23 protein-coding genes and 1 pseudogene are annotated in these 24971 nt (G+C 54.7%); 18 read left to right on the top strand and 6 right to left on the bottom strand.

The annotated features are described in order from the left end of the window. Nucleotides 1-208 precede the first annotated feature (208 nt). Complete coding sequence (locus PKO01S_RS13905) at nucleotides 209-1285, top strand: acyltransferase (RefSeq protein WP_164779601.1); 1077 nt, start codon at nucleotides 209-211, stop codon at nucleotides 1283-1285. 394 nt (nucleotides 1286-1679) lie between these two features. Here the strand turns inward: PKO01S_RS13905 and PKO01S_RS13900 are convergent, their stop codons facing one another. After that, entirely contained in the window at nucleotides 1680-2912 is a 1233-nt protein-coding gene (locus tag PKO01S_RS13900) for a nitrate/nitrite transporter (RefSeq protein ID WP_127531953.1), read from the bottom strand. Between the two features lie 292 nt (nucleotides 2913-3204). Then, the gene (locus PKO01S_RS13895; RefSeq protein ID WP_127531952.1) at nucleotides 3205-3759 is read right to left on the bottom strand and encodes an ANTAR domain-containing response regulator; all 555 of its coding nucleotides are present in this window, start codon (nucleotides 3757-3759) and stop codon (nucleotides 3205-3207) included. A 361-nt stretch (nucleotides 3760-4120) separates the two neighbouring features. On the opposite strand from PKO01S_RS13895, the gene nirB reads away from it, so the two are divergent. The 6 genes and pseudogenes from nirB (at nucleotide 4121) to PKO01S_RS13865 (ending at nucleotide 9666) form a co-directional block, all read left to right on the top strand. Then, complete coding sequence (nirB, locus tag PKO01S_RS13890) at nucleotides 4121-6580, top strand: nitrite reductase large subunit NirB (protein ID WP_127531951.1); 2460 nt, start codon at nucleotides 4121-4123, stop codon at nucleotides 6578-6580. A gap of 103 nt (nucleotides 6581-6683) precedes the next feature. After that, nucleotides 6684-7016 (top strand): nitrite reductase small subunit NirD, encoded by a 333-nt coding sequence (gene nirD, locus PKO01S_RS13885; RefSeq protein WP_127531950.1) that lies wholly within the window; start codon nucleotides 6684-6686, stop codon nucleotides 7014-7016. Between the two features lie 156 nt (nucleotides 7017-7172). Then, nucleotides 7173-8087, top strand: coding sequence for a uroporphyrinogen-III synthase (locus tag PKO01S_RS13880; RefSeq protein WP_127531949.1), 915 nt, complete (start codon nucleotides 7173-7175; stop codon nucleotides 8085-8087). A gap of 210 nt (nucleotides 8088-8297) precedes the next feature. Continuing rightward, nucleotides 8298-8897 carry a TetR/AcrR family transcriptional regulator gene (locus tag PKO01S_RS13875; RefSeq protein ID WP_127531948.1) on the top strand — a complete coding sequence of 200 codons (600 nt, stop codon included), beginning with the start codon at nucleotides 8298-8300 and terminating at the stop codon, nucleotides 8895-8897. A gap of 2 nt (nucleotides 8898-8899) precedes the next feature. Further along, nucleotides 8900-9208 (top strand): annotated as a pseudogene (locus PKO01S_RS13870) (DMT family transporter); the annotation flags it as partial. A gap of 131 nt (nucleotides 9209-9339) precedes the next feature. After that, nucleotides 9340-9666 carry a DMT family transporter gene (locus PKO01S_RS13865; RefSeq protein ID WP_127531946.1) on the top strand — a complete coding sequence of 109 codons (327 nt, stop codon included), beginning with the start codon at nucleotides 9340-9342 and terminating at the stop codon, nucleotides 9664-9666. On the opposite strand, the gene PKO01S_RS13860 is transcribed toward PKO01S_RS13865, so the two are convergent. Further along, nucleotides 9663-10508: a MerR family transcriptional regulator gene (locus tag PKO01S_RS13860; RefSeq protein WP_164779600.1), complete on the bottom strand. Its 846-nt coding sequence runs from the start codon at nucleotides 10506-10508 to the stop codon at nucleotides 9663-9665. The genes PKO01S_RS13865 and PKO01S_RS13860 overlap by 4 nt on opposite strands. A gap of 168 nt (nucleotides 10509-10676) precedes the next feature. Here PKO01S_RS13860 and PKO01S_RS13855 point away from each other — a divergent pair, with 168 nt between their 5' ends. Further along, on the top strand, nucleotides 10677-12023 hold the full coding sequence (locus PKO01S_RS13855) for an APC family permease (protein ID WP_127531944.1): 1347 nt from the start codon (nucleotides 10677-10679) through the stop codon (nucleotides 12021-12023). A gap of 189 nt (nucleotides 12024-12212) precedes the next feature. On the opposite strand, the gene PKO01S_RS13850 is transcribed toward PKO01S_RS13855, so the two are convergent. Together PKO01S_RS13850 and PKO01S_RS13845 are read right to left on the bottom strand one after the other, a co-directional pair. Next, nucleotides 12213-12863: a DsbA family oxidoreductase gene (locus PKO01S_RS13850; RefSeq protein WP_127531943.1), complete on the bottom strand. Its 651-nt coding sequence runs from the start codon at nucleotides 12861-12863 to the stop codon at nucleotides 12213-12215. 204 nt (nucleotides 12864-13067) lie between these two features. Continuing rightward, nucleotides 13068-13331 carry a hypothetical protein gene (locus tag PKO01S_RS13845; protein ID WP_127531942.1) on the bottom strand — a complete coding sequence of 88 codons (264 nt, stop codon included), beginning with the start codon at nucleotides 13329-13331 and terminating at the stop codon, nucleotides 13068-13070. A 233-nt stretch (nucleotides 13332-13564) separates the two neighbouring features. Here PKO01S_RS13845 and PKO01S_RS13840 point away from each other — a divergent pair, with 233 nt between their 5' ends. The 5 genes from PKO01S_RS13840 to PKO01S_RS13820 all read left to right on the top strand — a co-directional run bounded on the left by PKO01S_RS13840 (nucleotide 13565) and on the right by PKO01S_RS13820 (nucleotide 18626). Next, a complete protein-coding gene (locus PKO01S_RS13840) occupies nucleotides 13565-14026 on the top strand; it encodes a hypothetical protein (RefSeq protein WP_127531941.1) in 462 nt (153 codons plus the stop codon). Between the two features lie 103 nt (nucleotides 14027-14129). Continuing rightward, the gene (locus PKO01S_RS13835; protein WP_127531997.1) at nucleotides 14130-14999 is read left to right on the top strand and encodes a DUF72 domain-containing protein; all 870 of its coding nucleotides are present in this window, start codon (nucleotides 14130-14132) and stop codon (nucleotides 14997-14999) included. A gap of 217 nt (nucleotides 15000-15216) precedes the next feature. Next, nucleotides 15217-15639: an RrF2 family transcriptional regulator gene (locus tag PKO01S_RS13830; RefSeq protein ID WP_127531940.1), complete on the top strand. Its 423-nt coding sequence runs from the start codon at nucleotides 15217-15219 to the stop codon at nucleotides 15637-15639. 74 nt (nucleotides 15640-15713) lie between these two features. Beyond that, on the top strand, nucleotides 15714-16025 hold the full coding sequence (trxA, locus tag PKO01S_RS13825; protein ID WP_127531939.1) for a thioredoxin: 312 nt from the start codon (nucleotides 15714-15716) through the stop codon (nucleotides 16023-16025). 204 nt (nucleotides 16026-16229) lie between these two features. Further along, entirely contained in the window at nucleotides 16230-18626 is a 2397-nt protein-coding gene (locus PKO01S_RS13820; protein WP_164779599.1) for an S-layer homology domain-containing protein, read from the top strand. An 89-nt stretch (nucleotides 18627-18715) separates the two neighbouring features. Here the strand turns inward: PKO01S_RS13820 and PKO01S_RS28785 are convergent, their stop codons facing one another. Further along, nucleotides 18716-18859: a hypothetical protein gene (locus tag PKO01S_RS28785; RefSeq protein ID WP_164779598.1), complete on the bottom strand. Its 144-nt coding sequence runs from the start codon at nucleotides 18857-18859 to the stop codon at nucleotides 18716-18718. 116 nt (nucleotides 18860-18975) lie between these two features. Here PKO01S_RS28785 and PKO01S_RS13815 point away from each other — a divergent pair, with 116 nt between their 5' ends. The 5 genes from PKO01S_RS13815 to PKO01S_RS29350 all read left to right on the top strand — a co-directional run. Then, nucleotides 18976-19878, top strand: a complete 903-nt coding sequence (locus PKO01S_RS13815; RefSeq protein WP_127531937.1) for a DUF6612 family protein — start codon at nucleotides 18976-18978, stop codon at nucleotides 19876-19878. 71 nt (nucleotides 19879-19949) lie between these two features. Beyond that, nucleotides 19950-21050 (top strand): redox-regulated ATPase YchF, encoded by a 1101-nt coding sequence (ychF, locus tag PKO01S_RS13810; RefSeq protein ID WP_127531936.1) that lies wholly within the window; start codon nucleotides 19950-19952, stop codon nucleotides 21048-21050. Between the two features lie 205 nt (nucleotides 21051-21255). Beyond that, nucleotides 21256-23004, top strand: a complete 1749-nt coding sequence (locus tag PKO01S_RS13805; RefSeq protein ID WP_127531935.1) for a methyl-accepting chemotaxis protein — start codon at nucleotides 21256-21258, stop codon at nucleotides 23002-23004. A 138-nt stretch (nucleotides 23005-23142) separates the two neighbouring features. After that, a complete protein-coding gene (gene prfA, locus PKO01S_RS13800; protein ID WP_127531934.1) occupies nucleotides 23143-24216 on the top strand; it encodes a peptide chain release factor 1 in 1074 nt (357 codons plus the stop codon). A 92-nt stretch (nucleotides 24217-24308) separates the two neighbouring features. Next, nucleotides 24309-24971 (top strand): N5-glutamine methyltransferase family protein (locus PKO01S_RS29350; RefSeq protein ID WP_246070573.1); only part of this gene is annotated, 663 nt, incomplete at its 3' end.

The following is a 24971-nucleotide window of genomic DNA, read 5'->3' as shown; positions in this document are numbered from 1 at the left end:
GTAGAGCCTCCATCTTATTTTGTACACCTGAATGATACATATTGTATCACAACTAATGGTAGATGCAACCCCAATTTGGAAGAAGCCCCTTGTTCCAGTACGGTTACATCCCTCTCCCGCTCTCGCTGAATGTAAGTTTTTCTCTGTGACAACAATCCCCAATTTGCGAATATATGATAAAATAGACCTTTATTACCACGAAGGGGTCGTGAAGGTCATAGGTCGTATCGTCCAGAGCAGCAGCTCGAACAACTTGAATAACCTCGACATCATGAGATTTATAGCTGCAATACTAGTTGTCAGCATTCATACAACACCGTTGGAGTCGCTTAACTCCACGCTCAGCTTGGCGTTCGAGAATACGATTGCCCGCATTGCGGTCCCGTTCTTTTTCGCCGCGTCAGGGTATCTATTCTTCGGGAAAATATCGAACAACGATCAAAGGAATCAGGCAGGCCGTTATTGGATGAAGTATACGAAACGTATCGCTTGTATTTACCTGGTATGGAGTCTTGTTTATGGCGGTTATGATATTTATCGATCCTATCAGGAGCAGGATCATGATCTGCTGCGCGCTATTCTGTTCTATTTAAGAGATTTTGTTTTGTTAGGCGGGCACTTTCACTTATGGTATTTTCCTGCGTTATTATTTGCAGTAACGGCACTCTATTTCGGCATTCGATGGATGTCACTGCCTAAATTGCTGCTGTTGTCGATGGGACTTTACGTGATCGGGTTGTTCGGGGATGCCTATTTCGGCGTATTGGGCGACGATACGGTGCTCTCCCGATTCGCTCAATCCTATTTGGATGGGTTCGGAACGACGAGGAACGGATTGTTTTTCGGAATGGTGTATGTGGTATTAGGGGCGTACATGTATGACAGAAGATTAACGATACGGCACACGAGACCGGGAACGTTATTCGTCCTCTCCGCCGCGGGGCTCATACTCGAGGTTGTACTGTTGAATCAATTCACCGTTATTAGAGACTGTAATATGCTTCTCATGCTCCTTCCGGCGACATACTTCTTGTTCCAAATGCTGCTGCATAAGCAATCGCCGAATTGGCCGATCGACTTTAAGCTGCTTCGAGACAGCAGCGTGTTAATCTATTGCTCGCACGGAATGTTTCTGGGCCTATATTCGAATTGGCTCGGTAATGGAAGGGAACACAGCTTCACTTGGTTCGCTCTTGTGTTCTTCACATCGCTTGCGTTGTCCGCTCTGATCATGAGCCTTAAGAGGAGCGAGAAGGCCAACCGTTATGCGGGTGTGCTTTATTAAATAAAAACAAATCAACCGCGTTCCGAGGAGGATAACGCGGTTGATTGTTTATAAAGTGATGCGGGCGCGGGCGGCGCTACCGGGGAGCGGAGGGAGTGGGTGTGGGCCGCTCCGTTTCGCCGCGCGCACCGCGCCCGCATGCGATGTTATTCCATAATCTCGAACAAATCCGTAACGTCCATCCAATCCCCGAGATCGGTCAATTCCCACGCTGAATCGTTTCCTGCTGCCTCCGCCGCCATTACTGCTTCCATTTCGCTCATAGGATCATCCCTCTCTTATAATTGACCCGCCGGCTAGTGATGGTTATGGTGTTAGCCGGCGGCCGCTCCTGTTTGAACTTTCGTTATGATTGTTCTTTGAGTCTTCGGCTCTTCCAGTTATAGCTTAACGATTACGAAGTTGTAACCGCTCCGTGCTCCACGCGCGCTTTGCCGCCGGTGCCGATCCAAGTGCGCTTCCAGCTGCCTTGAACGATTAGAATCGTGACGACACAGAGGAGAGCGATGCCGCAAATGATCAGGAAGCCCGTCGAGTAAGAGCCGGTTGCCTGCTTGATGTTGCCGAGAATTTTCGGAAGGAAGTAACCGCCCAGACCGCCTGCAGCGCCGACGATGCCTGTAATGAGTCCGATCTCGTTCTTGAACCGCTGAGGGACCAGTTGGAATACTGCGCCGTTGCCCATGCCGAGCGCCATCATCATGATGAACAACAGCACAATGATCACACCGAGCGGCGGAAGCGTCGAGATAGAGGCAAGCATGATGGCTGCGACTCCATACAGGACGAGCAGCATATTAATACCGCCGATCTTGTCCGAGAGCCAGCCGCCAACAGGACGGAAGAAGCTGCCGGCGATGACGCACAGAGTAGCGAAGTCGGCTGCACGAACAGCGCTAAGCTCATATTGAGTATTGAAGAAAATGGTTAAATAGTTCGCCATGCCGACGAAGCCGCCGAATGTCACGCCGTATAGCAGACAGAACAACCACGTATCGCGAAGCTTTAATACATTCGCATAGTCAGCCAGTTTCTTCGGAGCGGGTTGGTTCGGGCTGTCCTTCGCGAGCAGGGTGAAGATGACGAACACGATAACGATGGGGATAAGGGCGAAGCCGAAGACGACTTGCCATGAATCATAATGCGTGGCGATCCGGTTCGCGAACAGGGTCGAGAATACGGTGCCGCTATTGCCGGCTCCTGCGATCCCCATGGCAAGACCTTGATACTGCGGCGGATACCAGCGGCTTGCGAGCGGCAGGGCTGCAGCGAACGATGCGCCGGCGAAGCCGAGCAACAGTGCGACGATATACAAGTTGTCGAGCGAGTCTATGAATTTCCAACCGAATACGAGCGTCGCCATCGTCACGAGCATGCCGAGCTGTCCGGTGCGCTTCGGACCGATGTAGTCGGTCAAGAAGCCGAATACGAGCCGGAGAATCGAACCGCCGAGCACGGGCAGCGCGACGAGGTTCGCCTTTTGCGCCGCATCCATCGGATAATCGTTCATGATGATGACGGACAGCGGGCCGAGCATGCTCCAGATCATGAAGCTGACGTCGAAGTAGGCGAAAGCGCCGAACAACGACGGGGTGTGACCGCTTTTCAAAAATCCTTTTTGTGCCATAGTACCAAGCTCCTCTCCAATTTACGGTTCTGCTTTCTGTCTCTCTAGTACTGCCGCTTGCGGTTTGTGCTCCACTTGCCTTGCCTGTTGTTCATTAATAAAAGGGGCCAAACTGCAATCCAGGATTGGATTGCAATTTGGCCCCTTTGCCAACGGAGATACGACATTGTACCGTCCGATATGGATCCACGACATTGTGAATGTAATTGGATTATATGCGACGCGTAAAGTCAATGTCAATATACCTAACATAAATTTTCGAGATGATAGCAAATTACGTTGGGTGAAGCGATTAACCGTGAATGAGTTGGTACACTTTGACGATCGAGGCAGCCACATCACCGATTCTTTTGCGCTCGTTCATTGCCTGTTTACGCAGAAAATCGTAAGCTTCGGCTTCATTTATGCCACGAATCTCACATAGAACTGCTTTGGCTTGATCGATCCACTTCCGCTCCTCGATTCGGTGCAGCAATTGGTCGCGCTCGTCGGACCATCTTTTGCGCTGCTGATGGACGCGCTGGCCCCATTGGAACGCATGCTTGAGCTCGGCAGCTGTCATGGAAGGAAACAGTACACCGTCAAGCGAGAATCCCCAATCCAGCTGTTGGGGCAGCTGCTGCTCCGTGCAATACCAGAATAGAGGCGTTTTGCGCATGGCGGTCAGCTCTGTCTGCCAGTTGAGCATTCCCTGGTAAGGCACCGCCATGACGACGGCGTCGGCAACCGAGATCAGGCTGCTTGCTTCTTTCTCCGTGCGGACGGAATGGACTGTTCTGCCGCTTTCCTTCAATAAAGCGGCGAGCCCGCTGTTCCCATCCGCATCGATCAGCAAAATGGTTTTCATTATTTCCCTCACCCCGATATATGAAACGTTGTGCGCATGAGTTCCTGACTTCGTATGATTTGTTATAAAATATAACATAGCCATAGGAGGCTGTCGACGGGAAAAAGTCTAATTGAAGGAAAAAGAGGGTCGCGATAATTTAATGTTAGAATAGTTGACACATCACGTATAAGTATACTATACTGATACCAATTCAGTTGAATAAAAGCCAGCACAATGGCGTGCTGCACACGATGGCAATGGGGCCTATCTCTTACGCATTAGATGTAATTCTATGCGTATGGGGTAGGCCTTTATGTTTTTCTCAGCATCCGCGGGTGGCGAGGGAGCCAAGGGCGGGGAAGACGTAGGAGGAGATACGATGAAGAAGTTAGTAATGATCGGCAACGGCATGGCGGGCGTATCATTCGTGGAGCAGCTGCTGAAGCTGAATCCGAATCGGTACGACATTACGATTATCGGTGCGGAGCCGCACCCGAACTATAACCGGATTATGCTGTCCTCGGTATTGGCCGGCGAAGCGACGATGGAAGAGATCGTGCTGAACAGTTGGGAATGGTACCGGGAAAATCATATTCAATTGCACGCGGGCCAACAGGTGACGGGAGTCGATACGGCAAACCGTACGGTGACAACGGATCTGGGGCTGACAGTCGAATATGACGAACTCGTATTCGCGACAGGTTCCTTGCCATTCATGCTGCCGCTGCCAGGTGCGGACAAGGAAGGCGTCATCGCGTTCCGCGATATTAAAGATTGCGAGACGATGCTTGCGGCATCGCAACAATATAAGAAAGCCGTTGTTATCGGCGGCGGTCTGCTCGGACTCGAAGCAGCGCGAGGCTTGGTCAACCTGAACATGGACGTTCATGTTGTCCACATTCACCACTACTTAATGGAACGCCAGCTTGACGAGACAGCAGCGAAGCTGCTGCAGGCGGAGCTGGAGCGCCAAGGCATGAAGTTTCTTTTGCAGAAAAATTCCGATACCATCATCGGCGATGACCGGGTCGAAGGGTTGACATTCAAGGACGGTACTTCGGTCGAAGCGGATCTGATCGTTATGGCCGTCGGCATCAAAGCGAATTCGGTGCTGGCGAAAGAAGCGGGCGTTGAAGTGAACCGCGGTATTGTCGTTAATGATTATATGGAGACGAATGTACCGAATGTATATGCGGTCGGCGAATGCGCTGAGCACAGAGGCATCGTATACGGTCTCGTAGCTCCGCTGTACGAGCAAGGCGCGATTCTGGCGAAGAAGCTGGCAGGTGTAGAATCGGCTGGTTACCAAGGTTCAGTGTTGTCGACGAAATTGAAAATTTCCGGCGTGAACGTATTCTCGGCGGGCGATTTCTCCGACGGTCCGAACACAAGGGCGCTTCGCGTACAGGACGATCTCGACGGTATATATAAGAAGGTTGTGTTCCAAGACGGCAAAATCGTCGGCGCGGTATTGTTCGGCGATACGAGCGAAGGCTCGAAGCTGTTCGCGGCGATGCGCAAGGGCGAGAGCTTCGCAGGCCGTGAGAAGGAAGTGCTGTTCGGCGCAGGCGGCGGGGGCGGCAAAGCGTCCGGTCCTGAAGATCTGGTCCAAGCGATGAGCGGCGACGAAATCGTCTGCGGATGCAACGGCGTTACGAAAGATACGATCGTCGAGGCGATTACGGAGAAAGGCTGCGTCAGCGTCGGCGAAATTAAAGCCTGCACGAAGGCGTCTGGATCTTGCGGAGGTTGTAAGCCGCTTGTGGAAGCAATCCTGACAGCAACGGTAGGCGCAGATAATGTTGCGGCGGTTAAGGAAGGCATTTGCGGTTGCACGGAGCATTCCCGCGATGAAGTCGTTGAGGCAATTCAGAAGATGCGTCTAACGACGTCGCGTGAAGTCATGGCGGTGCTGGAATGGAAAAATCCAGAGGGCTGCTCCAAGTGCCGTCCGGCGCTCAACTACTACCTCGGCATGGTATGGCCGGCTGAGCATGAGGATGAGCTCGAATCGCGCTTCGTCAACGAGCGCAACCACGCGAACATTCAGAAGGACGGCACGTACTCGGTCGTACCGCGGATCTATGGCGGGGTAACGACGCCGGAAGACCTGAAGCGGATCGCGGAAGTAGCAGAGAAATACGAAGTGCCTCTCGTGAAGATTACGGGCGGCCAGCGGATCGACTTGCTTGGCGTGAAGAAAGAGGATCTGCCGAGCATGTGGAAGGATCTCGACATGCCGTCGGGTTATGCATACGGCAAGTCGCTGCGGACTGTGAAGACGTGCGTAGGCAAAACGTTCTGCCGCTTCGGTACGCAGGATTCGATCCAGATGGGCATCGACATGGAGAAGAAGTTCGAGCGTCTTAACACACCTCATAAGGTGAAGCTTGCCGTATCCGGATGCCCGCGTAACTGCGCGGAATCTACGATCAAGGACCTTGGTGTCGTCGCAATCGACGGCGGTTGGGAAATTTATGTCGGCGGCAATGGCGGTACGAAGCTGCGTGCGGCAGAGCTGCTCGTGAAGGTGAAGACGGAAGAGGAAGTGCTGGAATGGACGGGCGCTTACTTGCAATATTACCGCGAGAACGCAACGTATCTGGAGCGTACGAGCGAATGGGTGTCGCGAATCGGTCTGGATGCCGTTAAGAAGATGCTGGAGAAGAAGGAAGACCGCGATGCGCTGAATGCACGCATCGACAAGACGCTGGATCTTATGCAAGATCCGTGGCAGCAAATTATCGAGAATGACGAGCTTCGCAGCGCATTCGATGCGCTCACGGCGCCGATCGTCTCGGAGGCGGCTGCTGCGGCAGGAGATGCGGCGAAGGCATAAGCAAGCTCATTTGGATAGGCGGGCGTGTATATAGAAGAAGGACGCCGGGATAGGAACCGAATCGGAATAAGCGGTACAGATTCAAAAAGGGAGAGGGTTGTCAATGCAGCAATTCAAAGTCGGACATATATCGGAATTTCCGGAGCGGCGCGGCAAAGTCGTAAAGTTGGGCGATGTGGAACTGGCGATGTTCAACATGGGTGACGGCACGGTGAAAGCGGTGGAGAACAGTTGCCCGCATAAACAGGGAAAGCTGTCGGAAGGCATTGTGTGCGATGGTCATGTGTACTGCCCGCTGCATGATTGGAAGATCAGCTTGACGAATGGCATTGTACAGGCGCCGGACGAGGGCTGCGTGAAGACGTATAACGTAACCGTTGACGGAAGCGGCGGCGTCACTCTGTCAATCGACGGAGCTCAGATGCGGGTATCCTAATCGGAGAGAGTGTGAAGCGCGCAGGTTGGATACTGCGTGCTTCCTCGCTTTTGATTCCAGAGCACAATTACAGTATGATGGACAGCAGTTCAAGGGAGAGAGAGTTTGTGCCGGGTGGTGGCGGCATGGCGCTTGTGTGGAGGGGGCTGGCGTACAATGGTACGGCTGAATGGGAAAACAATAGCAGTAACGGGGCCGCGCAAAGCGGAGGAAATGAGCCGGATGATCGGTAAATTCGGAGGCAACGCGGTTATTAGGCCGGCGCAGGGCACCGTATTTCTGGATGACTCGCAGTTCGCAGAACAGCTGCAGTCACTGATCGAGCAGCCGGTCGATTGGCTTGTGCTGACGACGGGCGTCGGTACGGAAGCGCTCTTATCGACGGCTGAGAAGCTAGGGCAGTTGGACCGCTTTATGGAGACGCTGCGTACGGTTCGAATCGCGGCGCGCGGCTACAAGACGGTCAATGTGCTGCGCAAGCTCGGATTGACGCCGGAAGTGCGAGACGACGACGGTACGACGGCGGGATTGCTTCGGCTGATGGAGCCATTCGATCTGTCCGGCAAGCGCGTCGGTTTGCAGCTGTACGGGGATCCTGCCCCTCGTCTGAATGCTGTCCTTCATTCCTGGGGAGCCATATGCGAAGAAATATTGCCTTATCGCCATATTCCGCCTGAGGATGGTGTTGTGCAGCAGCTCATTCGCGAAATTGCGGACGGTGATATTGATGCAGTCGCTTTTACAAGTACGGTGCAGGTGCGCTATGTCATGGCCGAAGCGGCGGAAGCTGGTATGCTGGAGCGAGTGCTGGACGCGTTCACCGGACCTGTCCTTGCGGCGGCGGTGGGCAAAGTGACGGCCGAGGCGCTGTACGAGGAAGGAATCGAGCGTGTTCTTTATCCGGAAGAGGAGCGGATGGGGAGCATGGTCGTTGCTTTATCCCGCTATTATAGCGCGGCTGGCGAGACGGAAGCTGGAGCGGATGCCAAGGAGTTGGCGGAGGAACTGGTGCCTGCCGAGCTTGCGGTCGTCGAAGCGGCTAACGCGTCGGGCGAATGCTCGAAGGGCTGAGACATGCCGGATCGATGGGTATCGCACGGCGGATCGAGTGAACGATAATCGAATATACAATGGTATCGGAAGACAGCTCTATGAGCTGTCTTCTTTTTTATTGCCGCGAACGGTTGGATAAGGAGATTGACTTCTGCAGCCGAACTGGCTACAATGGGTTGAACATTAACTAACTAACGTTCGTTAGGCAGATGAATCGAGGGAAACGCGATGAACGATACAGCACTGAGGATAAAGCAGACCGCACTGCGGCTGTTCACAGAATACGGGTTCGAAGGTACTTCGCTGTCTGACATTGCGCAATCGGTCGGCATTAAGACACCTTCTATTTATGCCCATTATAAATCGAAAGAACAGCTGTTTATCCGTTTGGTCGAGGATGTTATTACGGAGGAACGAGACAAGTGGCTGCAGATTATGGATGGAGAGGATGCGCGGGGCCGGTCTGCGAAGGAACGGCTGCGGATGCTGTTTGACTTTTTTACCGATTTCACGGGCATGTCGGCAGGTCAATCGTTTCTGAAGCGCACGATGCTGGTACCGCCGAGAGGGCTGGAGGAGCGAATTCGTGCTGATATTATCGCTTATGAAGAGACGCTCTCGTCTTTCTTGCGCGGATTGCTGCGCGAGGCGGAGGCGGAAGCGGGGGTTGAGAAACCGGCAGATCGGGGAGAGCAGCAGATTGCTGTGTTCTATGCGTTAATCGACGGGCTGCTTGTCGAATTTCAATTATATGACGCCGCTACGCACCGAAAGCGTATTGAGGCGGTTTGGGATTGGCTGTGGGAAGGCATCACGAGAGGGGGATAAGCATGGCTTGGTTGTATTTGATTTTCGGAGGTATTCTGGAGGTGGCGTGGGCATTCGGGCTGCAGGAGTCGCATGGCTTTACGAAGCTGGTTCCGAGCGTTCTCACGGTTGCCGCGCTCATTGCCAGCTTCTCCTTGTTCGCTAAATCGATGAAGACGATTGAGATCGGCACCGCGTATGCTGTCTTTACGGGACTTGGGACAGCGGGGACCGTGCTTGTCGGGATGATCTGGCTCGGAGATCCTGTACAGTTCGGCAAGCTGTTCTTCGTTATGCTGCTGCTGTGCGGTATTGTGGGGCTGAAGCTGATTGCGAAGGATAAGCCAGCCGAGCAGACGGCAGGCGGCAGCACAGAAGGCGCGTCTGCTCAGGGTGCAGGGGCGAAGGCGACAGAAGGCGTAGAACAGGCCGGATCTCATTCGACAGAAGAGGAGGTGCGGTAATGGCTTGGTTATTTCTGCTCTTGTCCGGTCTTGGCGAGGTGAGCGGTGTCACGTTCACGAAGCTGTCCGACGGCTTCCGGAAGTGGAAAGGGACCGTTGGGGCGATCGCGTCGGGTATCGTCAGCTTCTACTTCCTATCCCGCGCGCTGCAGGACATCCCGATCAGCACGGCATATGGCATATGGACCGGCATCGGATCGGCGGGCAGCGTCGTGCTTGGCATGCTGCTGTTCGGTGAGTCGAGGGATTGGCGCAAGCTGCTGTTCATCGGCATGATCGTGGCCGGTGTAGCCGGCTTGCGCATCGTAGGCGGCGTGGGCCACTAACGGCCAGCCGGCAGCTCGACCGGAATTTGAATTTCGAACATCGCTTCATGCGGCCGGTCGGTAATCGTAATGTCTATCTGTACGACCTGAAGCGCATCGCCGGTAATCCGGCAGCCGCGTCGGTCGATATAATCACATAGCGTCTCCAATCCTTCGGTTCGTTCCCAGAACTCGCCGGTACAGCGGAGACAGGCATGCAAGCCGCCCGGAGCGACGTACACCGCCGTTTCGGACGGCTTGTTCGTTTCTTTGTAAGAAACGAACAGTGTAGAAGGCTCATCGAACTGCCGATTCCGCAAATGCTCGCTGCGAATAAGCACGCCAAGCCGGTTGCTGGCGAAGATCGGCGCTTTCTCCTCCAGAGCGTTCTCCAGCGACAGAATGCCGTAGCACAGCTCCAGGTTGTTCGTTACTGTGCGGTCCAGCGTTAGCAGCGGCCGGTCGTCGAAGTGCCGAAGAACGACCTGTCCCCGCTGAAGCTCGAAGCCTTCCGTCGTTACTTCCTCTAGAAACCCGATTTTCTCCCGGATGCTTTCCTCCAGCAGTATCCATTCCTTTAGCTTCCGTTGCAGCTCCTCATGCTGGCTTTTCAACAGATCCAGCGATCTTGCTATGCTCCGTTCTTGAAAGAAATGTTTAATGTCGTCCGTATGCATCCCGAGCTGCCGCAGCTCTTTGATCGTGCCGAGTATTTCGAATTGAAAGATCGAATAGTACCGGTAACCGGTCGCGGGGTCGACGTGAGCGGGCTTAAACAAGTCAATTCGGTCGTAGTGCCGAAGCGTCTCTGTCGTCAGAGAGCGCAATCTTGCCATCTCGCTAATGGTTAGTTTTTCTTTCATACTCTCCTCTTCCGAACGACGACATCTCGCCCTTAGCTTCGACTTATATGTTATATAATCTAACATAACTATTGACTTTTGTGTAGCACAAACGTTTATATTGAGCATGAAACGCCACAATCTCAATAGTTAATGTAATTTAATATGACATATACGAGGTGAAGCCGTATGAACAAGCTGTCGCTCTTCCAACTCATCTTCCTAGGGCTCGCATGGACGATGCCGCTCGTTGTATTCGCCAATTACGGTATCGCGAGCGAGGCGGCGCGGGGGTATTTGCCGGCAGCTTATGCGATTGCGCTGCTGGCGATGTCCTTAACCGCCTATAGCTATGGCCAGATGGCCAAAGCGCTGCCGGAAGCGGGCTCGGCGTACGGCTATGCTTCGCAAGCTTTCCATCCCCGCGCCGGATTTATCATCGGCTGGACGCTGCTGCTCGATTATTTGATCAATCCGATCGTCTGCTGTCTGCTGTTCAGTCTTTATTTGCAGTCGGTCCTTCCCGGCGTTCCGTTCATCGTATGGGTGGCTGCGTTCATCGTGCTTGTCAGTTGCATCAATTACTTCGGTATCCGGCTGTCAGCGGCCGTTAGCCAATACTCCGTGCTTATCCAGCTTGCTGTAATCGTATTATTCTGTGTGCTTAGCGTATCTCAGGTCATACATTCTTCAAGCGGAGGAGGAGTATCCGGGTTTACGGCGGAGCCGTTGTTCGGCAGCGATATGATGGCATCAGCCGTACTGTCGGGGGCTGCGCTGCTCTGCTTCTCCTTCCTCGGCTTCGATACCGTTAGCATTATGTCGGAGGACGTGGAGCAGCCGAAGCGGAACATCCCTAGGGCGATGCTGATTATTATCTTAATATGCGGAGTCGTCGACATTACGGTGGCATATTTGGGGCAGTCGGTCTTTCCGGGTTACGGCTATAAAGAAGCGGACACGGCGTCCTTGGAGCTGGCCTTTCTCGTTGGCGGCGCTTTGATGAAGGGGTTGCTTGTCGGCTCAATGATCGGAGCCATGTTCACAGGAGCGGTATCCAGCGTTGCTAGCGTTTCGCGGCTGCTGTACGTCATGGGAAGAGACGGCGTTCTTCCGCGGCGCATATTCGGGTACATGCATCCGAAGCGGCGGACGCCTACCTATAATGTCTTGATTGTTGGGGCGGTCTGCTTGCTCGCGGCGTTCATTCCGCTTGATACGGCGGTGCAATTCGTGAATTTCGGGGCGTTGACGGCATTCGGGTGCGTGAATTTATGCGTGATCAAATATTACTTGTTCGGCAGCCGCGGAATCGAAAACCGCAGATGGCGCAGCATCGGTCTCTTCGGTGTGCTGCCGCTTGCCGGATTCGGCGCAATCGTCTGGTTGTTCGGCAATTTAAGCGGGAGAGCGATTGTGTTCGGGCTCGTCTGGCTGGCGCTTGGCCTCCTGCTGATGCTTAGCCGTGCGGTTCGTGCGCAAAGCGCGGCCTCTGCCGGCCGTCCGGTCCACGGCGTTCGCGCGGTGGAACAATAGAGCTGCGGCGTGGCGCGGTCTGCGGCATAGGGGCGTGAATAAGAGTTGTAGAAAAGGAGCCGCATCCGCGCGGCCGTTCGATCGAACGGCTGGACGGATGCGGCTTTTTGTATGGAGCGGTAGTATTGGGCTGGTATCTAATGCACTGGCTGTACGCTGCGCAGAGCTTGCAAGCCGCCTCGCGGCAACCTAACGGTCTGCTGGCTGTCCTGGCGTCAGCCGGTCCAATAACGCAGCGAATTCGGCTTTGGGGTAAGCTCCGGAAAGCGCGAATTTGTTATCGAATACGAAGTAAGGAACGCCTGTAACGCCGATACGGTTTGCTCTCAGCAGATCGGCTGCTACAGCGTCTTGACCTTCGCCGCGGGTGAGCCGGCTGGCTAGTTCTTGAGCGTCCAGCTGCAGAGAAGCGGCAATCGATTCAAGCACGTCGAGCTGTCCGATGTCTTGCCCGTCTTCGAAGTAAGCTTGGAACAAGGCGTCCGCAAGGGCAACACGTTGCATATTCGGCGCAATAGCGAGCAGTTGGTGCGCGAGCTTGGTGTTCGGGTACGAACGGATGCGGTCGAACCTCATCGTCAAGCCGACGGCGGCGGCCGCTTCTGTCACTTGGCCGGTTACGCGCTTCATCTGCTCGGCTCCGCCCATTAATCGGGCGGCCCACTGCTCGAACGAAATGCCTTCCACCGGCGTGTCTTGGTTCAGCATGTAGGCGCGGTATGTAATGGAAGGCTTGCTTCCGCCGTTCTCAGCCGACCAGTCCTCCAGTGCGGCGAACAGGTTATGCTTCCCGATTCGGCACCAAGGACATACGAAGTCGCTGAATATTTCAATATGCATGTTGGTTAATCTCCTTGTCGAATCTGTTAGGACTAGTATGACATATTGCGGTGCAGGACAACAAATTAAATACAGGAGAGGGGCGGTAATCTCCAAGAAAAAGAGCGGTCACCGCACGCGGCAACCGCTCGAAGTAGGCGGGTGGAGCTTATGGAACAGATGCCGTGTTGTCAGCAAGCATGTCCTTCATCTAGCGTGCAACCATTACAATTTGGCGTTGAACGTCTGAGTCAGCTGCCTTGCGCGCGCTTCATCCTTTGTGTGCACGTGCAACTGACGGAGAGTGCCTTCGCCCGTTACCTTCGTTCGTATTCCTTCTGCCTTCAAATAAGCATAAAGCCGGTCAATAAGGTCGACGCGAATGCCGGTTTCGGTCTGAATGAGAGTCCATTGCGGACGCGTAGAAGTAATGAGCGTGACAATCGCTGCGAGGATAATGACAGCTACCGCGCTCCACAGCCAAACCATGCGGGAAGCACCACCTTCGGACAGGAGTAGGAGACGTAATGGTACATTCTATTCCTGCATCTGCACGGGCATGACATGAAAAAACGATTACCGATTAATTTATGCTTCCCGGTTATCCCGATTGGAAAAGGAATATCGGCCCTTATTATGGAACTGTATAGTGTTATCGTTCAGTTAGATTGATGTCTTCGAAAGAAGAAAGATAGGCGCGCATATGTGGAGGAGAATTAAAGATGAGTACCAATAGGTTAAGCTACGGAATATTAATCGGTCTTTTTGTTATACTGGCATGCTATTCGGTCTTCACTGTGATTTCAAACGGCGCTAGCGGTGAGAAAGCCAGCGAGCAGAAGAACGAGATCGACCGAACGTTTGTATATTACTTAACGACAATCCATGAGAGTCTCGAGAGGGATGCCGAAGATCCGTCGAGCTACCGCATGCTTATCGCTTCCGTTGGCGCGGCGGCCGGTCTGTCCCATCTGGCTACTTATGAGCGGGAGAACGACGGGCTGGACCTGATGCTGGCGAGTCTGCAAGCTGCAGTTGTCAATGATGAGCATACCGAGCAGGTGAAATACAGCTACGGGCAGTTGCGCGAGTTATTCGCGAAGCTGGTTGCGAATCCGTCGGATGTCGATGTGACGGCTAAAATAGGCGCGATTTGCGATCGGATCAATGCCGGCGGCAACTAGCGGATACGGAACGGATTCACGGAGGCAGGTTTTCGGACGGCATTAGCTTTGTTATATAATGGGAATAAAATAACAGGATTCAAGCGCGATGGAGTTGAACGCCATGATTACGATCGGACTAGCCGGCTGGGGCGATCAAGACAAGCTGTATCGAACGCCTGAGGCGAACCGGAACAAGCTGGCGGCTTACAGCCAGCTGTTCAAGACGGTGGAAGTCGACAGCTCGTTCTATGCCGTACAGCCCGTGCGCAATATGGCCAAATGGGCGGCGGATACGCCGGAAGGATTCTCGTTCGTCGTCAAAGCCTACCAGGGAATGACCGGCCATACGCGCGGCCGCATTCCGTATCCGGACGAAGCGGCGATGTTCCGAGCATTCCGCGAATCGCTGCAGCCAGTCGCGGAAGCGGGCAAGCTGGCGGCTGCCTTGTTCCAATATCCGCCGTGGTTCGATTGCACCCGCGAGAATGTTCGGGTGCTGCGAGAGGCGAAAGCCCGCATGGCCGGCTTCCCGTGCATGCTCGAATTTCGCCACAGAAGCTGGTTCGAGCCGGAGATGCGGGAGCGGTCGCTTGCTTTCATGCGAAGCGAGGGCTGGATTCACAGCGTGTGCGATGAGCCGCAGGTCGGCGCCGGAAGCATCCCGATCGTGGAGGAGGCGACGGATGAGAAGTTGACGCTGGTCCGGTTCCACGGGCGCAATGCGGAAGGTTGGCAGTCAGGCGGGCGGCAGGATTGGCGGGAAGTCCGCTATTTGTACCGTTACAGTGAGGTTGAGCTTGCGGAATGGGCACAAAGGCTTCTGCGGCTTGAGCGAGTGTCGGAGCAGGTTATCGTTATTTTCAACAATAACTCTGGAGGAGATGCGCCTGATAACGCCCGGCAGCTCATGGAGCTTCTCGGCCAGTTGGTGCCGCCGATTCCAGAACCGGAGGCGCCGGCTGTAGAACAGCTTCGTTTATTCGAGGATTGACGCGCTGTCATTGCAGAGATGGGCGGGACGGGACTCCTTCTTCCTTCTAGTGAAACAGGAGCAGGGCACGAAGTAATTACTAGCCAGAAACAGGCGGAATAGGCCGAGCGACCCGAATAATCGTGCCTCAAATGCAGCAACATATAGGTTGCCGCCTGCTTGACAGCCATAACTGTAACTGATATTATTACAGTACAAAGCGGGGTGGCAACCGGCAATGAACAGCGAATTTACGATCGCCGTACACAGCTTGGTCTATCTGGCCTATCTGCCGGACGGCATGGCTTCGAGCGAGGCGATTGCCGACAACGTCGGAACGCATGCAGCAAGAGTGCGCAAGGTGATGAGCGTTCTGCGCAAGTCAGGCTATGTCGCGACGCGGGAAGGCGCAGGCGGCGGATACCGGTTGACGGCGGAGCCGAATGCGGTCACGCTGGGCGATATTTATCGCGTTATGGCGCAAGGATCTCTAATGCCGAGCTGGTGTTCGGGCGATCCGGACAGCGATTGTGTTGTCGGGTCGAACATGAACGAAGTGATGTTCAACATTTTTTGCACGGCGGAGAAGCAGTTGGAGTCGCATTTCAACGCGATTACGATTCGTGACGTGCTCGGGCAGATTCGCGAATGCGGCTGCTGAGACGATTTGGTATGAAGGGTTATTCCCATTCCATACAAGTTCAATAAATATAAACAGGAGAGGAATGATACAAGATGGCAGTTACACTGACGAAAGACAACTTCTCGCAAAGCATTGAGAGCGGCGTATCGCTCGTTGATTTCTGGGCACCTTGGTGCGGACCTTGCAAAATGCAGCTTCCAATCGTAGAGGAGCTCGCTACGGAGCTTGAAGGCCAAGCGACGATCGGCAAAATCAATGTCGACGAACAACCGGAGCTTGCTTCGCAGTTCGGCGTCATGAGCATCCCTACGCTGATCCTGTTCAAGGACGGCCAACCAGTCGACAAACTTGTCGGCCTGCAAAGCAAAGACTCGCTGAAAACGAAAATCCAAAACAACCTGTAAGGTTGGATTGAGAATGGCCCGGTCGTTTATCGACCGGGTTTTTTGTATTGTTCGGCGGACGGGCCATGAGCGGCTTCGGAAAAAATAGGTTGCTTACATAGAAACATTTTACTGAGCAGGAACGTTTGAATAAACAGAGCGATGATGTTACTCCATGGTTCAGCAAGAGAATACACATTCTTCATATTTCAGGAGGGAGCATTAATGACCAAATTGAAACGTTCCAAACCGCGCGTCTCCAGCGCGTCGAAGAAAGTCATTGCATTCGCAACAGCGGCAGCGCTTACATTGTCGATTCCGGCAGCGGTATTCGCTGACAAAGCGGTTGCCGTCCCGACAGCGGGCGCGGCGGCTCCGGCATCGGATGGAGCCGTAACGACGACAGCTGTCAATACTTCGCAGGTCGAAGCGTCCATCGCGAAGGACAAGGCGGTATCGATTGCCCGCGGTTTGCTTGCGATTCCGGATACGTACACGCTTCAGTCCGCCAGTTTATCGACCAATATAAGTACGGATGCAACTGTATACAGCGTGTGGAACCTGAGCTTCGTCTATAAAGTAGACGGCAAGAGCAAAGGATCCATCAGCGCTTCGCTCGATGCGAATTCGGGCGAACTGACCGGCTACAATTCTTATACCGACAATCCGAACGCCAAGCCGGTATATCCGCCGAAAGTGAACCGCGAGCAAGCGGTGACAGTCGCGCAGTCGTTTATCAAGAAAGCGGCCGCTTCGTACGCGAACCAGCTTCAGTTAGACGAATATGTCGGCGTCGGAACGAAGCCGCCGCTTACGGGTGAGGTTGTTCATCGGCTTAGGTTCGACCGGATGGTGAACGGTGTGCCGTTCAATGAGAACTTCATCGAATTCCAGATTGACGGAGAGGGCCATGTGCTCAGCTACGAGCGCAATTGGAACAGCGGGATTAAGTTCGAGAAAGCAACCGCTGCGTTCACGCAAGAGGAAGCGGCCACGAAGCTGCAGGCAGCGGCCAAGCCTTCGCTGAATTATACGATTCCTTACGATATGAAGCCGCGCAAGCCGATTCTCGTATACAACATCAACGTGCCGGTGATTTCGGCTGTGACTGGCGATGTAATCAGCGCTTCGTCGAAGGAATTGAAACAGACGCAGCTTAGCGACAAGCCGCTCGGCGAGAAGCCGTCCGGTACGAAGCAGTTGACGAAGGAGCAGGCTTCGGCGAAGGTCGACGCGGCGTTCAAGCTTCCGGAAGGCGCGAAGCTAACGAGTTCTGAATTCAGCGAATATGCGGACGATTTGACCGGCAAGACGCGCTCCTCTTGGCAGCTCGGCTATACGTATTCCGTTAACGGCGATAAAGAACGCGAAGCGACGCTGTGGGCGCAAGTGGACGGCGAGACCGGGCAGATCATGAGTTATTCCAATTACGGCAATTCCGATCGTACGGGAGCGGGCGTGTCGTATGCCGATGCTCGTGCGAAGGCGGTTGAAGCGCTGCGCAGCCAACTGGCGTGGGCGGCGGATGAGTACTATTTGGAAGAGAACGAGGACAACTATAAAGACAAGAAGCCGGAGGAGATCGGCAGCTTCTATTTCTCGGCTTCGCGCAAAGTGCACGGCGCTTCGGTAGACGGCGAATCGGCGCAGATATCGATCAATGCGTTCACCGGCCAAGTGGAGAATTACTGGAACAACGTGTCTGGCTTTGAATTCCCGGCGGAATCGCCGAGCGTCATCGGCGATGTGAAAGCAGCAGACGCTTGGATGGATTTCTACCGCGTCGAGCTGACGTATGTGACGGACTATACGTACTATTGGAACGGCCAACCGATTCCAGTGGAGAAATATAAGGTGCTTCTAGCAGCAGGTGAGGCGAAGCCTTCAGAACTGTCCACCAAAGGGGAGGCTCAACTCGTCTATCGTCTCGTCCCGCGTTATGTGATGGATCAGTCCGTTGCGCTGGATGCGGAGACCGGGAATTGGATCAGCTTAAGCGACGGCCAGCCGGCATCGCTGGACACTCCGCGCGCGTCGGACGTCGAAGGACATTGGGCACAGCGCGAGCTGGAGCTGATGGTGGCCTACAAAGCGCTTGATCTGAAGGACGGCAAAGTCAATCCGAGTGCGGTCATTACGCGCGGCGAGATGATCAAGATGCTCGTGCTGGCGATGAACCAAGGCAACTATCCGATGTACAGCGCTGGTGCTATGGCCAAGGATGAAGCTGCTGCTGCCTCCTTCTCGGACGTAGGCAGTACCTCGAACTACTTCCCGTATGTCGAGCTGGCTCTGCAGCAGCAGCTTATCGATATCGGCGATGGTACGTTCAATCCGGAAGGCAAAGTCGACCGCGAGGAAATGGCAGAGCTTATCGTTCGCGCGCTGGGCTTCAACGCGTTGGCGGAGCATGACAATCTGTTCAACGTCCAGTTCTCGGATGCAGCGAAGACGAAGCAGAAAGGGCAGGCGGCTATTGCGGTCGGCCTTGGCATTATGTCACTGCAGAACGGCAAGTTTTTGCCGGAGAAGCAGGTTACGCGCGCGGAAGCGTCGGTCGCATTCTTCCGCTTCCTGCAAGCGAAAGCGGATCTGAGGGAAGCGCCATTGCGCGATGAATAGGCATTGAATTGAAAGCCCCGCAAAGCAGCCGCTTCGGCTGTCTGGCGGGGCTTTTCTGCAAGCGGCGGAGTGGACTCAGGCACCGCCGGTTAGTCCGACTTTTTCTTTTTACCGGAGAAATTGGTGACTGACTTCGCGTCCTCGACCGTATCGTTGACGAACGCCATGTCCTGATTTTTGGCTTTCATGTTCGTTGTTCCTTTGTAGTTGCCTTTATGAGATTGGTTTTCCATGAGATTAGCACCTCCTTAAGCCGTAGTATCCCCTGCGTCCCGCTGGACATTCTATAGATGACATGCGGCAGGTGCCGCCAGTGACAACAAGATGAAGGGGCGGAGGTGGCCATAACATGACAGCGGCGGAGAAGAGACGAATTGCTTCTAGGGCGGACATCAGAGGGCGTCACCGGATAAGTTCGTTCCTGCGCTTTCTGAGCGCTGGACGGGTATGGATGGCTAGTATTGGTGCAGCCGTCGTGCTTCTTGCAGGGTGTTCGTCAGGCGAGCCGAAAGGAAGTACGCTCCAGCAGCAGTTGGAGCAGTCCGCGGAAGCGGCTTCAAAGCCCGCAGCTTGGACGATTGAGATGAAGCTTGCCCAGCAGCTCGAGGAAGGCGGGAAGCTGACGAAGCTGGACATGACCACAACCGGTCCGATAGAACGGGAGCCGCTTCGCATGAAGCAGACGATTCAGACGGCGTTCGAGACGGAGAACTCCAAGCTGGAAACCTATTTGACGCCGGACGGGTATTATATGCATGATTTGACGACTGACGATTGGATGAAGATGGCGGAGGACGTTTTGCCGCAGGTGAAGGAGACGCTGTCGGACTATCAAATTCGCCCATCCGAACCGGTCAGCCGGCTCGCTAAGGCTTCGGACAAGGTGCAAGCGGAGCAGAAGCAGGACGGGCATACGGAATACATCTATTCCGGAGACGGCAAGGACGAAGGCGCAAGAGCGATCATCGATGATGTGCTGCGCGGCACGTTCGGGGGAGGCGCCATGACGAAGGATGTGGCGGCCAGTATTCAGGTTGAAAAGTTCGAATACCAACTGGCGGTCGATTCCGCTACTCAGCTGCCGTCAGAGGTTCATATGACGATGGCGATATCGATAGCATTTACGCCTAACGTACGTTCTACTCTGAACGAGACGCTCGATATAAAGTACAGCGGGTGGAACGAGACTCCCACAATCGAGGTGCCGGAAGCGGCAAAGAAAGCGGAGCTGGTTGCGCCTCCGGCTGGATGAACGCTTTCCATGTACGTCCGCATCGGGTATAATGTCCTTTATTGAATAGAGATTAGGAGTTGTTATGCGTCATGGCGCTTTCATGTGGAATAGTCGGATTGCCGAACGTCGGCAAGTCGACGCTGTTTAACGCAATTACGCAAGCCGGAGCGGAATCGGCCAACTATCCGTTCTGTACGATCGACCCGAACGTCGGTGTAGTCGAGGTGCCGGACGAGCGTCTGATAAAGCTGACGGAACTTGTCGTGCCGAACCGGACGGTGCCGACGGCATTCGAATTCGTTGATATTGCCGGCCTCGTAGCCGGAGCGAGCAAAGGCGAAGGCTTGGGCAATAAATTCCTTGCGAACATCCGTGAAGTCGATGCGATCGTACACGTCGTCCGCTGCTTTGTCGATGAGAATATTACGCATGTATCCGGCAAGGTAGACCCGCTTGGCGACATCCAGACGATTAATCTGGAGCTGATTCTGGCGGATATCGACTCCGTTGACCGCCGTATCGAGCGTTCCCGCAAGAACATGAAGGGCGGCAACAAGCAGTATGCGCAGGAAGTCGAAGTGCTCGAGAAGATCAAGGAAGCACTGTATAACGACCAGCCTGCACGCAGTGTAGAGCTGACGGACGAAGAGCGGCAGCTCATTCGTGATCTTCACCTGCTCACGACGAAACCGGTATTGTATGCAGCGAACGTCAATGAGACGGAAGTTGCCAATGCCGACGATAACCCGTATGTGAAGATCGTCCGTGAATTCGCAGCGGCAGAAGGTGCGGCGGTCGTGCCGATCAGCGCGAAGGTCGAATCCGAAATCGCAGAGCTCGAAGGCGAAGACAAGGAGATGTTCCTGGAGGAACTCGGGATGAAGGAATCCGGCTTGAACCGTCTGATCAACGCGGCGTACAAGCTGCTCGGCTTGTACACGTACTTCACGGCAGGGGTGCAAGAAGTTCGTGCATGGACGATTCGCAAAGGGATGAAAGCGCCGCAAGCGGCTGGCGTCATCCATACCGACTTCGAGCGCGGCTTCATCCGTGCAGAGGTTGTTTCGTACAACGATCTTGTTGCGGCAGGCTCGATGAACGCGGCTAAGGAGAAAGGCCAGCTTCGTCTAGAGGGCAAAGAATATGTCGTGCAAGACGGTGACGTCATGCACTTCCGTTTCAATGTGTAATTAAGTACAAGGTTTAAATAATTAACGAAAAGGAACACTCTTGGCAGCGGTCGCTGCTAAGGGTGTTTTTTATTTTGTATTTTTCTCGGAAAAATGCAAAAGCGGCTAAAGGACAGCGCTTACAGGACCGTTAACAATTATAACGGCGGAAACAGTCAAAGGGTGGGTTAATCAGATCTGACGCCGAGGGAGAGGGGACAACAAGATGAAGTGGCGCAAGTTAAGTCTCGTATGGAAATTCGCATTATTGGTGTCTGTGATCATTATCGCGATTGTGACAGTCCTTGTTACAGATTCGATGTCACGGCAGCGGAGTGCTTATTATGACAATTTAAAGATGACCGGCAACATGCTGGCGATGCAAGTATCGGCCGATCAAGCAGAAATTATGCTGGCGACGGACGTCATGAAAAGAGAAGAGGCCTGGGCGGAGAATCCGGCGTTCGTCACGCTGGGCAAACGGCTGACGTCGATGACGAACAATCCGGCCTATGGCAACGCGTACTTGCTATTGCCTGAGTCGACGCGCGCGGAAGCTGACGGATTGACGTCCATGATGATTCTGACGTCCAGCAATACGGGAAGCGAAAGCATGAAGCCGGGCGCTTTCTATACAATGTCGGAGGCGTTCAAGAGCGGTCTGGATGCTGCGATGAGCAACGGGGCAGCCTTGACCGATTCGTATAACGACGATCTGGGCGATTGGGTAACGTATTTATCCCCGATTATCGATCAAGACGGGCGTAAAATCGCATTGCTAGGCATTGACGTGCGCAACAGCGTGTTGAAGAAGGATTTGAACAAGTCGACGCAGCATGAGCTTCTAATTGCCATTGCGACAGAGCTTGCCAGCATCGCGCTTGTCGTCTTGGTTCTGCTGCGTATGCTCTCGCCGCTTAAGCGGTTGACGAAGCTGGCGCAGAAGGCGGCGGAAGGCGATTTGACGGTGGCGATGGATGTCAAGGGCGGCGGCGAGGTCGGCCAGTTGGCGGAATCGTTCAACGGCATGATCGTCAGCTTGAACGGCTTGACGAAGCATGCGCAGTCGCTGTCGGTCAATGTGAACGAGCACGCGGAGCATGTTCATCTTAATGCAGAAGAATCGTTGACGCAGACGCAAGCGGTCGCAGCAGCCGTCCGCGAGGTTGCTGCCGGATCGGCGCAGCAGCTGCAAAGCTCGCAGGAGAGCCAACGGGCAATGACGGAGATGGCAATCGGCATTCAGCGTATCGCCGAGTCGTCCTCTTATGTGTCTGAAGTAGCGGTCGATACGTCGGAGCATGCCGGCGCTGGCGGCGAGCTCATCAAAGAGACGGTTCAGCAGATGAAGACGATCGAAGAGGATATGAACCGTACGACCGAATCGATGCGCGAACTGCAGCAGGAGAGCGGCCGTATCCAGGAAGCGATGATTCTAATCAGTGACGTTGCGTCGCAGACGCATCTTCTTGCGCTCAATGCGTCCATCGAGGCGGCAAGAGCGGGCGAGCACGGCAGGGGCTTCGCGGTCGTCGCGACCGAAATCCGCAAGCTTGCCGAGCGTTCCTCGGAATCGTCGCAGCAAGTGAGCGAGATGCTCGGCGGCATCGTCGACCGGACGAACGAGACGGCAGCGTCGGTGGAGCGTTCGCTGCAGGAGACGATAACGGGGTCGCAGGTAGCGATTCAAGCCGGAGAAGCGTTCCGTTCGATCACGGAGGGCATCCGTACGCTCGTCGGTCAAATTCAAGAGGTGTCGGCTTCCGCAGAACAAATGTCGGCGGGCAGCGAGCAAATCGCCGCATCGCTTGACGAGTTGGAACGGATCGCCGAGCAGGCGGCAGGCCATGCAAGTTCGGCTGCCGAAGCGGCTGACCGCCAACTGACGCTTATGAACGAAGTCACCACGGTATCGGAATCGGTCAAAGGCAGCGCAGAGGAACTGTCGTCTGCGTTCCGCGCGTTCAAAGTATAGCGGCATATCCGGATTTGGGCGCGTCATGATCGCTTTCCATCGATCTAACAGTTTATGCCGGAGCATCCTTGTGCTATAATTATCGGATGAATACAAGGTTGCGGTCTGATGACCGAACCTTATAGGGGTGAATAAACGGTGTTAGACCGGTTATCCGTATTAGCTGACCGTTATGAGAAGCTGAGTGAACTGCTGTGCGATCCAGACGTGGCAGGAGATCCGAAACGTTTGCGCGAGTACTCCAAGGAGCAGTCGGGCCTGCAGGAGGCGTACGAAGCGTTTACCGAATACAAGAGCGTCAGCGAGCAGCTTGACGAAGCGAAGCTGATGCTTGGCGAGAAGCTCGACGACGAAATGAAAGAAATGGTGAAGCTCGAAATCGATGAGCTGTCGGAGCGCAAGGCAGAGCTGGATGAACGCATTCGCATCGTACTGCTGCCGAAGGATCCGAACGACGAGAAGAACGTTATCGTCGAGATTCGCGGTGCGGCAGGCGGCGACGAAGCGGCGCTGTTCGCTTCCGACCTATACCGGATGTATACGCGCTACGCGGATTCGCAGGGCTGGAAGACCGAACTGATGGACTTGAATGAGAGCGATCTTGGCGGCTTCAAAGAGGTCGTGTTCATGATCATCGGCAAAGGCGCGTACAGCAAGCTGAAGTATGAGAGCGGCGCGCATCGCGTGCAGCGTATTCCGGCAACGGAATCCGGCGGACGCATTCATACGTCGACCTCGACGGTTGCGGTTATGCCGGAAGTCGAGGAAGTCGAAATCGAGATTTTCGACAGAGACATCCGCGTCGATACGTTCTGCTCCAGCGGAGCGGGCGGCCAGTCCGTCAATACGACGAAATCGGCCGTTCGCGTGACGCACGTGCCGACCGGTATCGTCGCGACTTGCCAAGACGGCAAATCGCAGAACGAGAACAAAGCGAAGGCGCTGCAGGTACTCCGTTCGCGTATTTATGAGATCCATCGCCAGGAAGAGGAAGCGAAGATTGCCGGCGAGCGCAAGAGCAAAGTCGGCACGGGCGACCGCAGCGAGCGGATCCGGACGTACAACTATCCGCAAAGCCGGGTAACGGACCACCGGATCGGCTTGACGCTTCACCGCCTCGATTCCATTATGAACGGCGATATCGAGGAAATCGTACAGACGCTGACGCTGACAGAACAAGCGGAATTGCTGGAGCAAGAGAACAACGCATAAAGTATTGCCTAGGCGGAACGCTATAGCGATAGCGGGAATCTCGTGCAAGCTTTGCAAAAGAAACAAGCGCAAGCCCGAAGGGACGAGAAGAGATGAACAATCGATTTCTGCAACTTCCCGGCGAGCCTGGCGCCAGCATAAGTCCGTCTTGGACAATCGGAGAAGCCTGCTTGCAGGCTTCTTCGTTTTTGGCGGGGCTTGGCGTTGGTGAGCCGAGGCCGAATGCAGAGCGGCTGCTGCTGCATGTGCTCGGCATCGAACGCGTGGCGCTGCTGCGCGATTGGTATGAGCCGATGCCGCAGGCGCAGCTTGAAACGTTCGGACAAGCGATCGAGCGCAAAGCGGCTGGCGAGCCGGTGCAGTACATTATCGGCGAGCAGTGGTTTTACGGCTTGGCATTCCAGGTGGAGCCGGCCGTTCTTATTCCGCGCCCGGAGACGGAGCTGCTCGTAGAAGCGGTGATAGAGGCAGTGGACCGGCTGTGGCCGCAGGCGGCGGGTGAGGCTCCCGAAGGCGCTGCAGTGGCTGGGACGGATGCAGAGGAGGAAGAGACTAAGGCCGGTGATGGTACTGCAGGAGATGGAGCTGCGCAGGGTGATGCGAAGCAGACCGGAGCGGGCCGTCTGCCGACGGTGCTCGACGTCGGCACCGGCAGCGGCGCTATCGCCGTGACGCTTGCGACGCAGCGTCCGGGCTGGCGCCTGTACGCGTCCGACCTGTCGCCGGACGCGCTGGCTGTCGCCCGCACGAACGCC

It is taken from the genome of Paenibacillus kobensis NBRC 15729 (assembly GCF_004000825.1).
Lineage (GTDB): Bacteria > Bacillota > Bacilli > Paenibacillales > Paenibacillaceae > Paenibacillus_T > Paenibacillus_T kobensis.
This window is presented reverse-complemented; position numbering and strand designations above follow the sequence as displayed.

What these genes read in the sequence shown, in the direction of transcription:
- PKO01S_RS13880 (WP_127531949.1), top strand. Translation starts at nt 7,173, where the DNA reads ATGGTACGGCTGAATGGGAAAACAATAGCAGTAACGGGGCCGCGCAAA.
- PKO01S_RS13845 (WP_127531942.1), bottom strand. Translation starts at nt 13,331, where the DNA reads ATGGTTTGGCTGTGGAGCGCGGTAGCTGTCATTATCCTCGCAGCGATT.
- PKO01S_RS13840 (WP_127531941.1), top strand. Translation starts at nt 13,565, where the DNA reads ATGAGTACCAATAGGTTAAGCTACGGAATATTAATCGGTCTTTTTGTT.
- PKO01S_RS13895 (WP_127531952.1), bottom strand. Translation starts at nt 3,759, where the DNA reads ATGAAAACCATTTTGCTGATCGATGCGGATGGGAACAGCGGGCTCGCC.
- PKO01S_RS13815 (WP_127531937.1), top strand. Translation starts at nt 18,976, where the DNA reads ATGACAGCGGCGGAGAAGAGACGAATTGCTTCTAGGGCGGACATCAGA.
- PKO01S_RS13850 (WP_127531943.1), bottom strand. Translation starts at nt 12,863, where the DNA reads ATGCATATTGAAATATTCAGCGACTTCGTATGTCCTTGGTGCCGAATC.
- PKO01S_RS13835 (WP_127531997.1), top strand. Translation starts at nt 14,130, where the DNA reads ATGATTACGATCGGACTAGCCGGCTGGGGCGATCAAGACAAGCTGTAT.
- PKO01S_RS13900 (WP_127531953.1), bottom strand. Translation starts at nt 2,912, where the DNA reads ATGGCACAAAAAGGATTTTTGAAAAGCGGTCACACCCCGTCGTTGTTC.
- PKO01S_RS13820 (WP_164779599.1), top strand. Translation starts at nt 16,230, where the DNA reads ATGACCAAATTGAAACGTTCCAAACCGCGCGTCTCCAGCGCGTCGAAG.
- PKO01S_RS13875 (WP_127531948.1), top strand. Translation starts at nt 8,298, where the DNA reads ATGAACGATACAGCACTGAGGATAAAGCAGACCGCACTGCGGCTGTTC.
- PKO01S_RS13805 (WP_127531935.1), top strand. Translation starts at nt 21,256, where the DNA reads ATGAAGTGGCGCAAGTTAAGTCTCGTATGGAAATTCGCATTATTGGTG.
- nirD (WP_127531950.1), top strand. Translation starts at nt 6,684, where the DNA reads ATGCAGCAATTCAAAGTCGGACATATATCGGAATTTCCGGAGCGGCGC.
- nirB (WP_127531951.1), top strand. Translation starts at nt 4,121, where the DNA reads ATGAAGAAGTTAGTAATGATCGGCAACGGCATGGCGGGCGTATCATTC.
- PKO01S_RS13860 (WP_164779600.1), bottom strand. Translation starts at nt 10,508, where the DNA reads ATGAAAGAAAAACTAACCATTAGCGAGATGGCAAGATTGCGCTCTCTG.
- PKO01S_RS13855 (WP_127531944.1), top strand. Translation starts at nt 10,677, where the DNA reads ATGAACAAGCTGTCGCTCTTCCAACTCATCTTCCTAGGGCTCGCATGG.
- PKO01S_RS13830 (WP_127531940.1), top strand. Translation starts at nt 15,217, where the DNA reads ATGAACAGCGAATTTACGATCGCCGTACACAGCTTGGTCTATCTGGCC.
- PKO01S_RS13865 (WP_127531946.1), top strand. Translation starts at nt 9,340, where the DNA reads ATGGCTTGGTTATTTCTGCTCTTGTCCGGTCTTGGCGAGGTGAGCGGT.
- trxA (WP_127531939.1), top strand. Translation starts at nt 15,714, where the DNA reads ATGGCAGTTACACTGACGAAAGACAACTTCTCGCAAAGCATTGAGAGC.
- PKO01S_RS28785 (WP_164779598.1), bottom strand. Translation starts at nt 18,859, where the DNA reads ATGGAAAACCAATCTCATAAAGGCAACTACAAAGGAACAACGAACATG.
- ychF (WP_127531936.1), top strand. Translation starts at nt 19,950, where the DNA reads ATGGCGCTTTCATGTGGAATAGTCGGATTGCCGAACGTCGGCAAGTCG.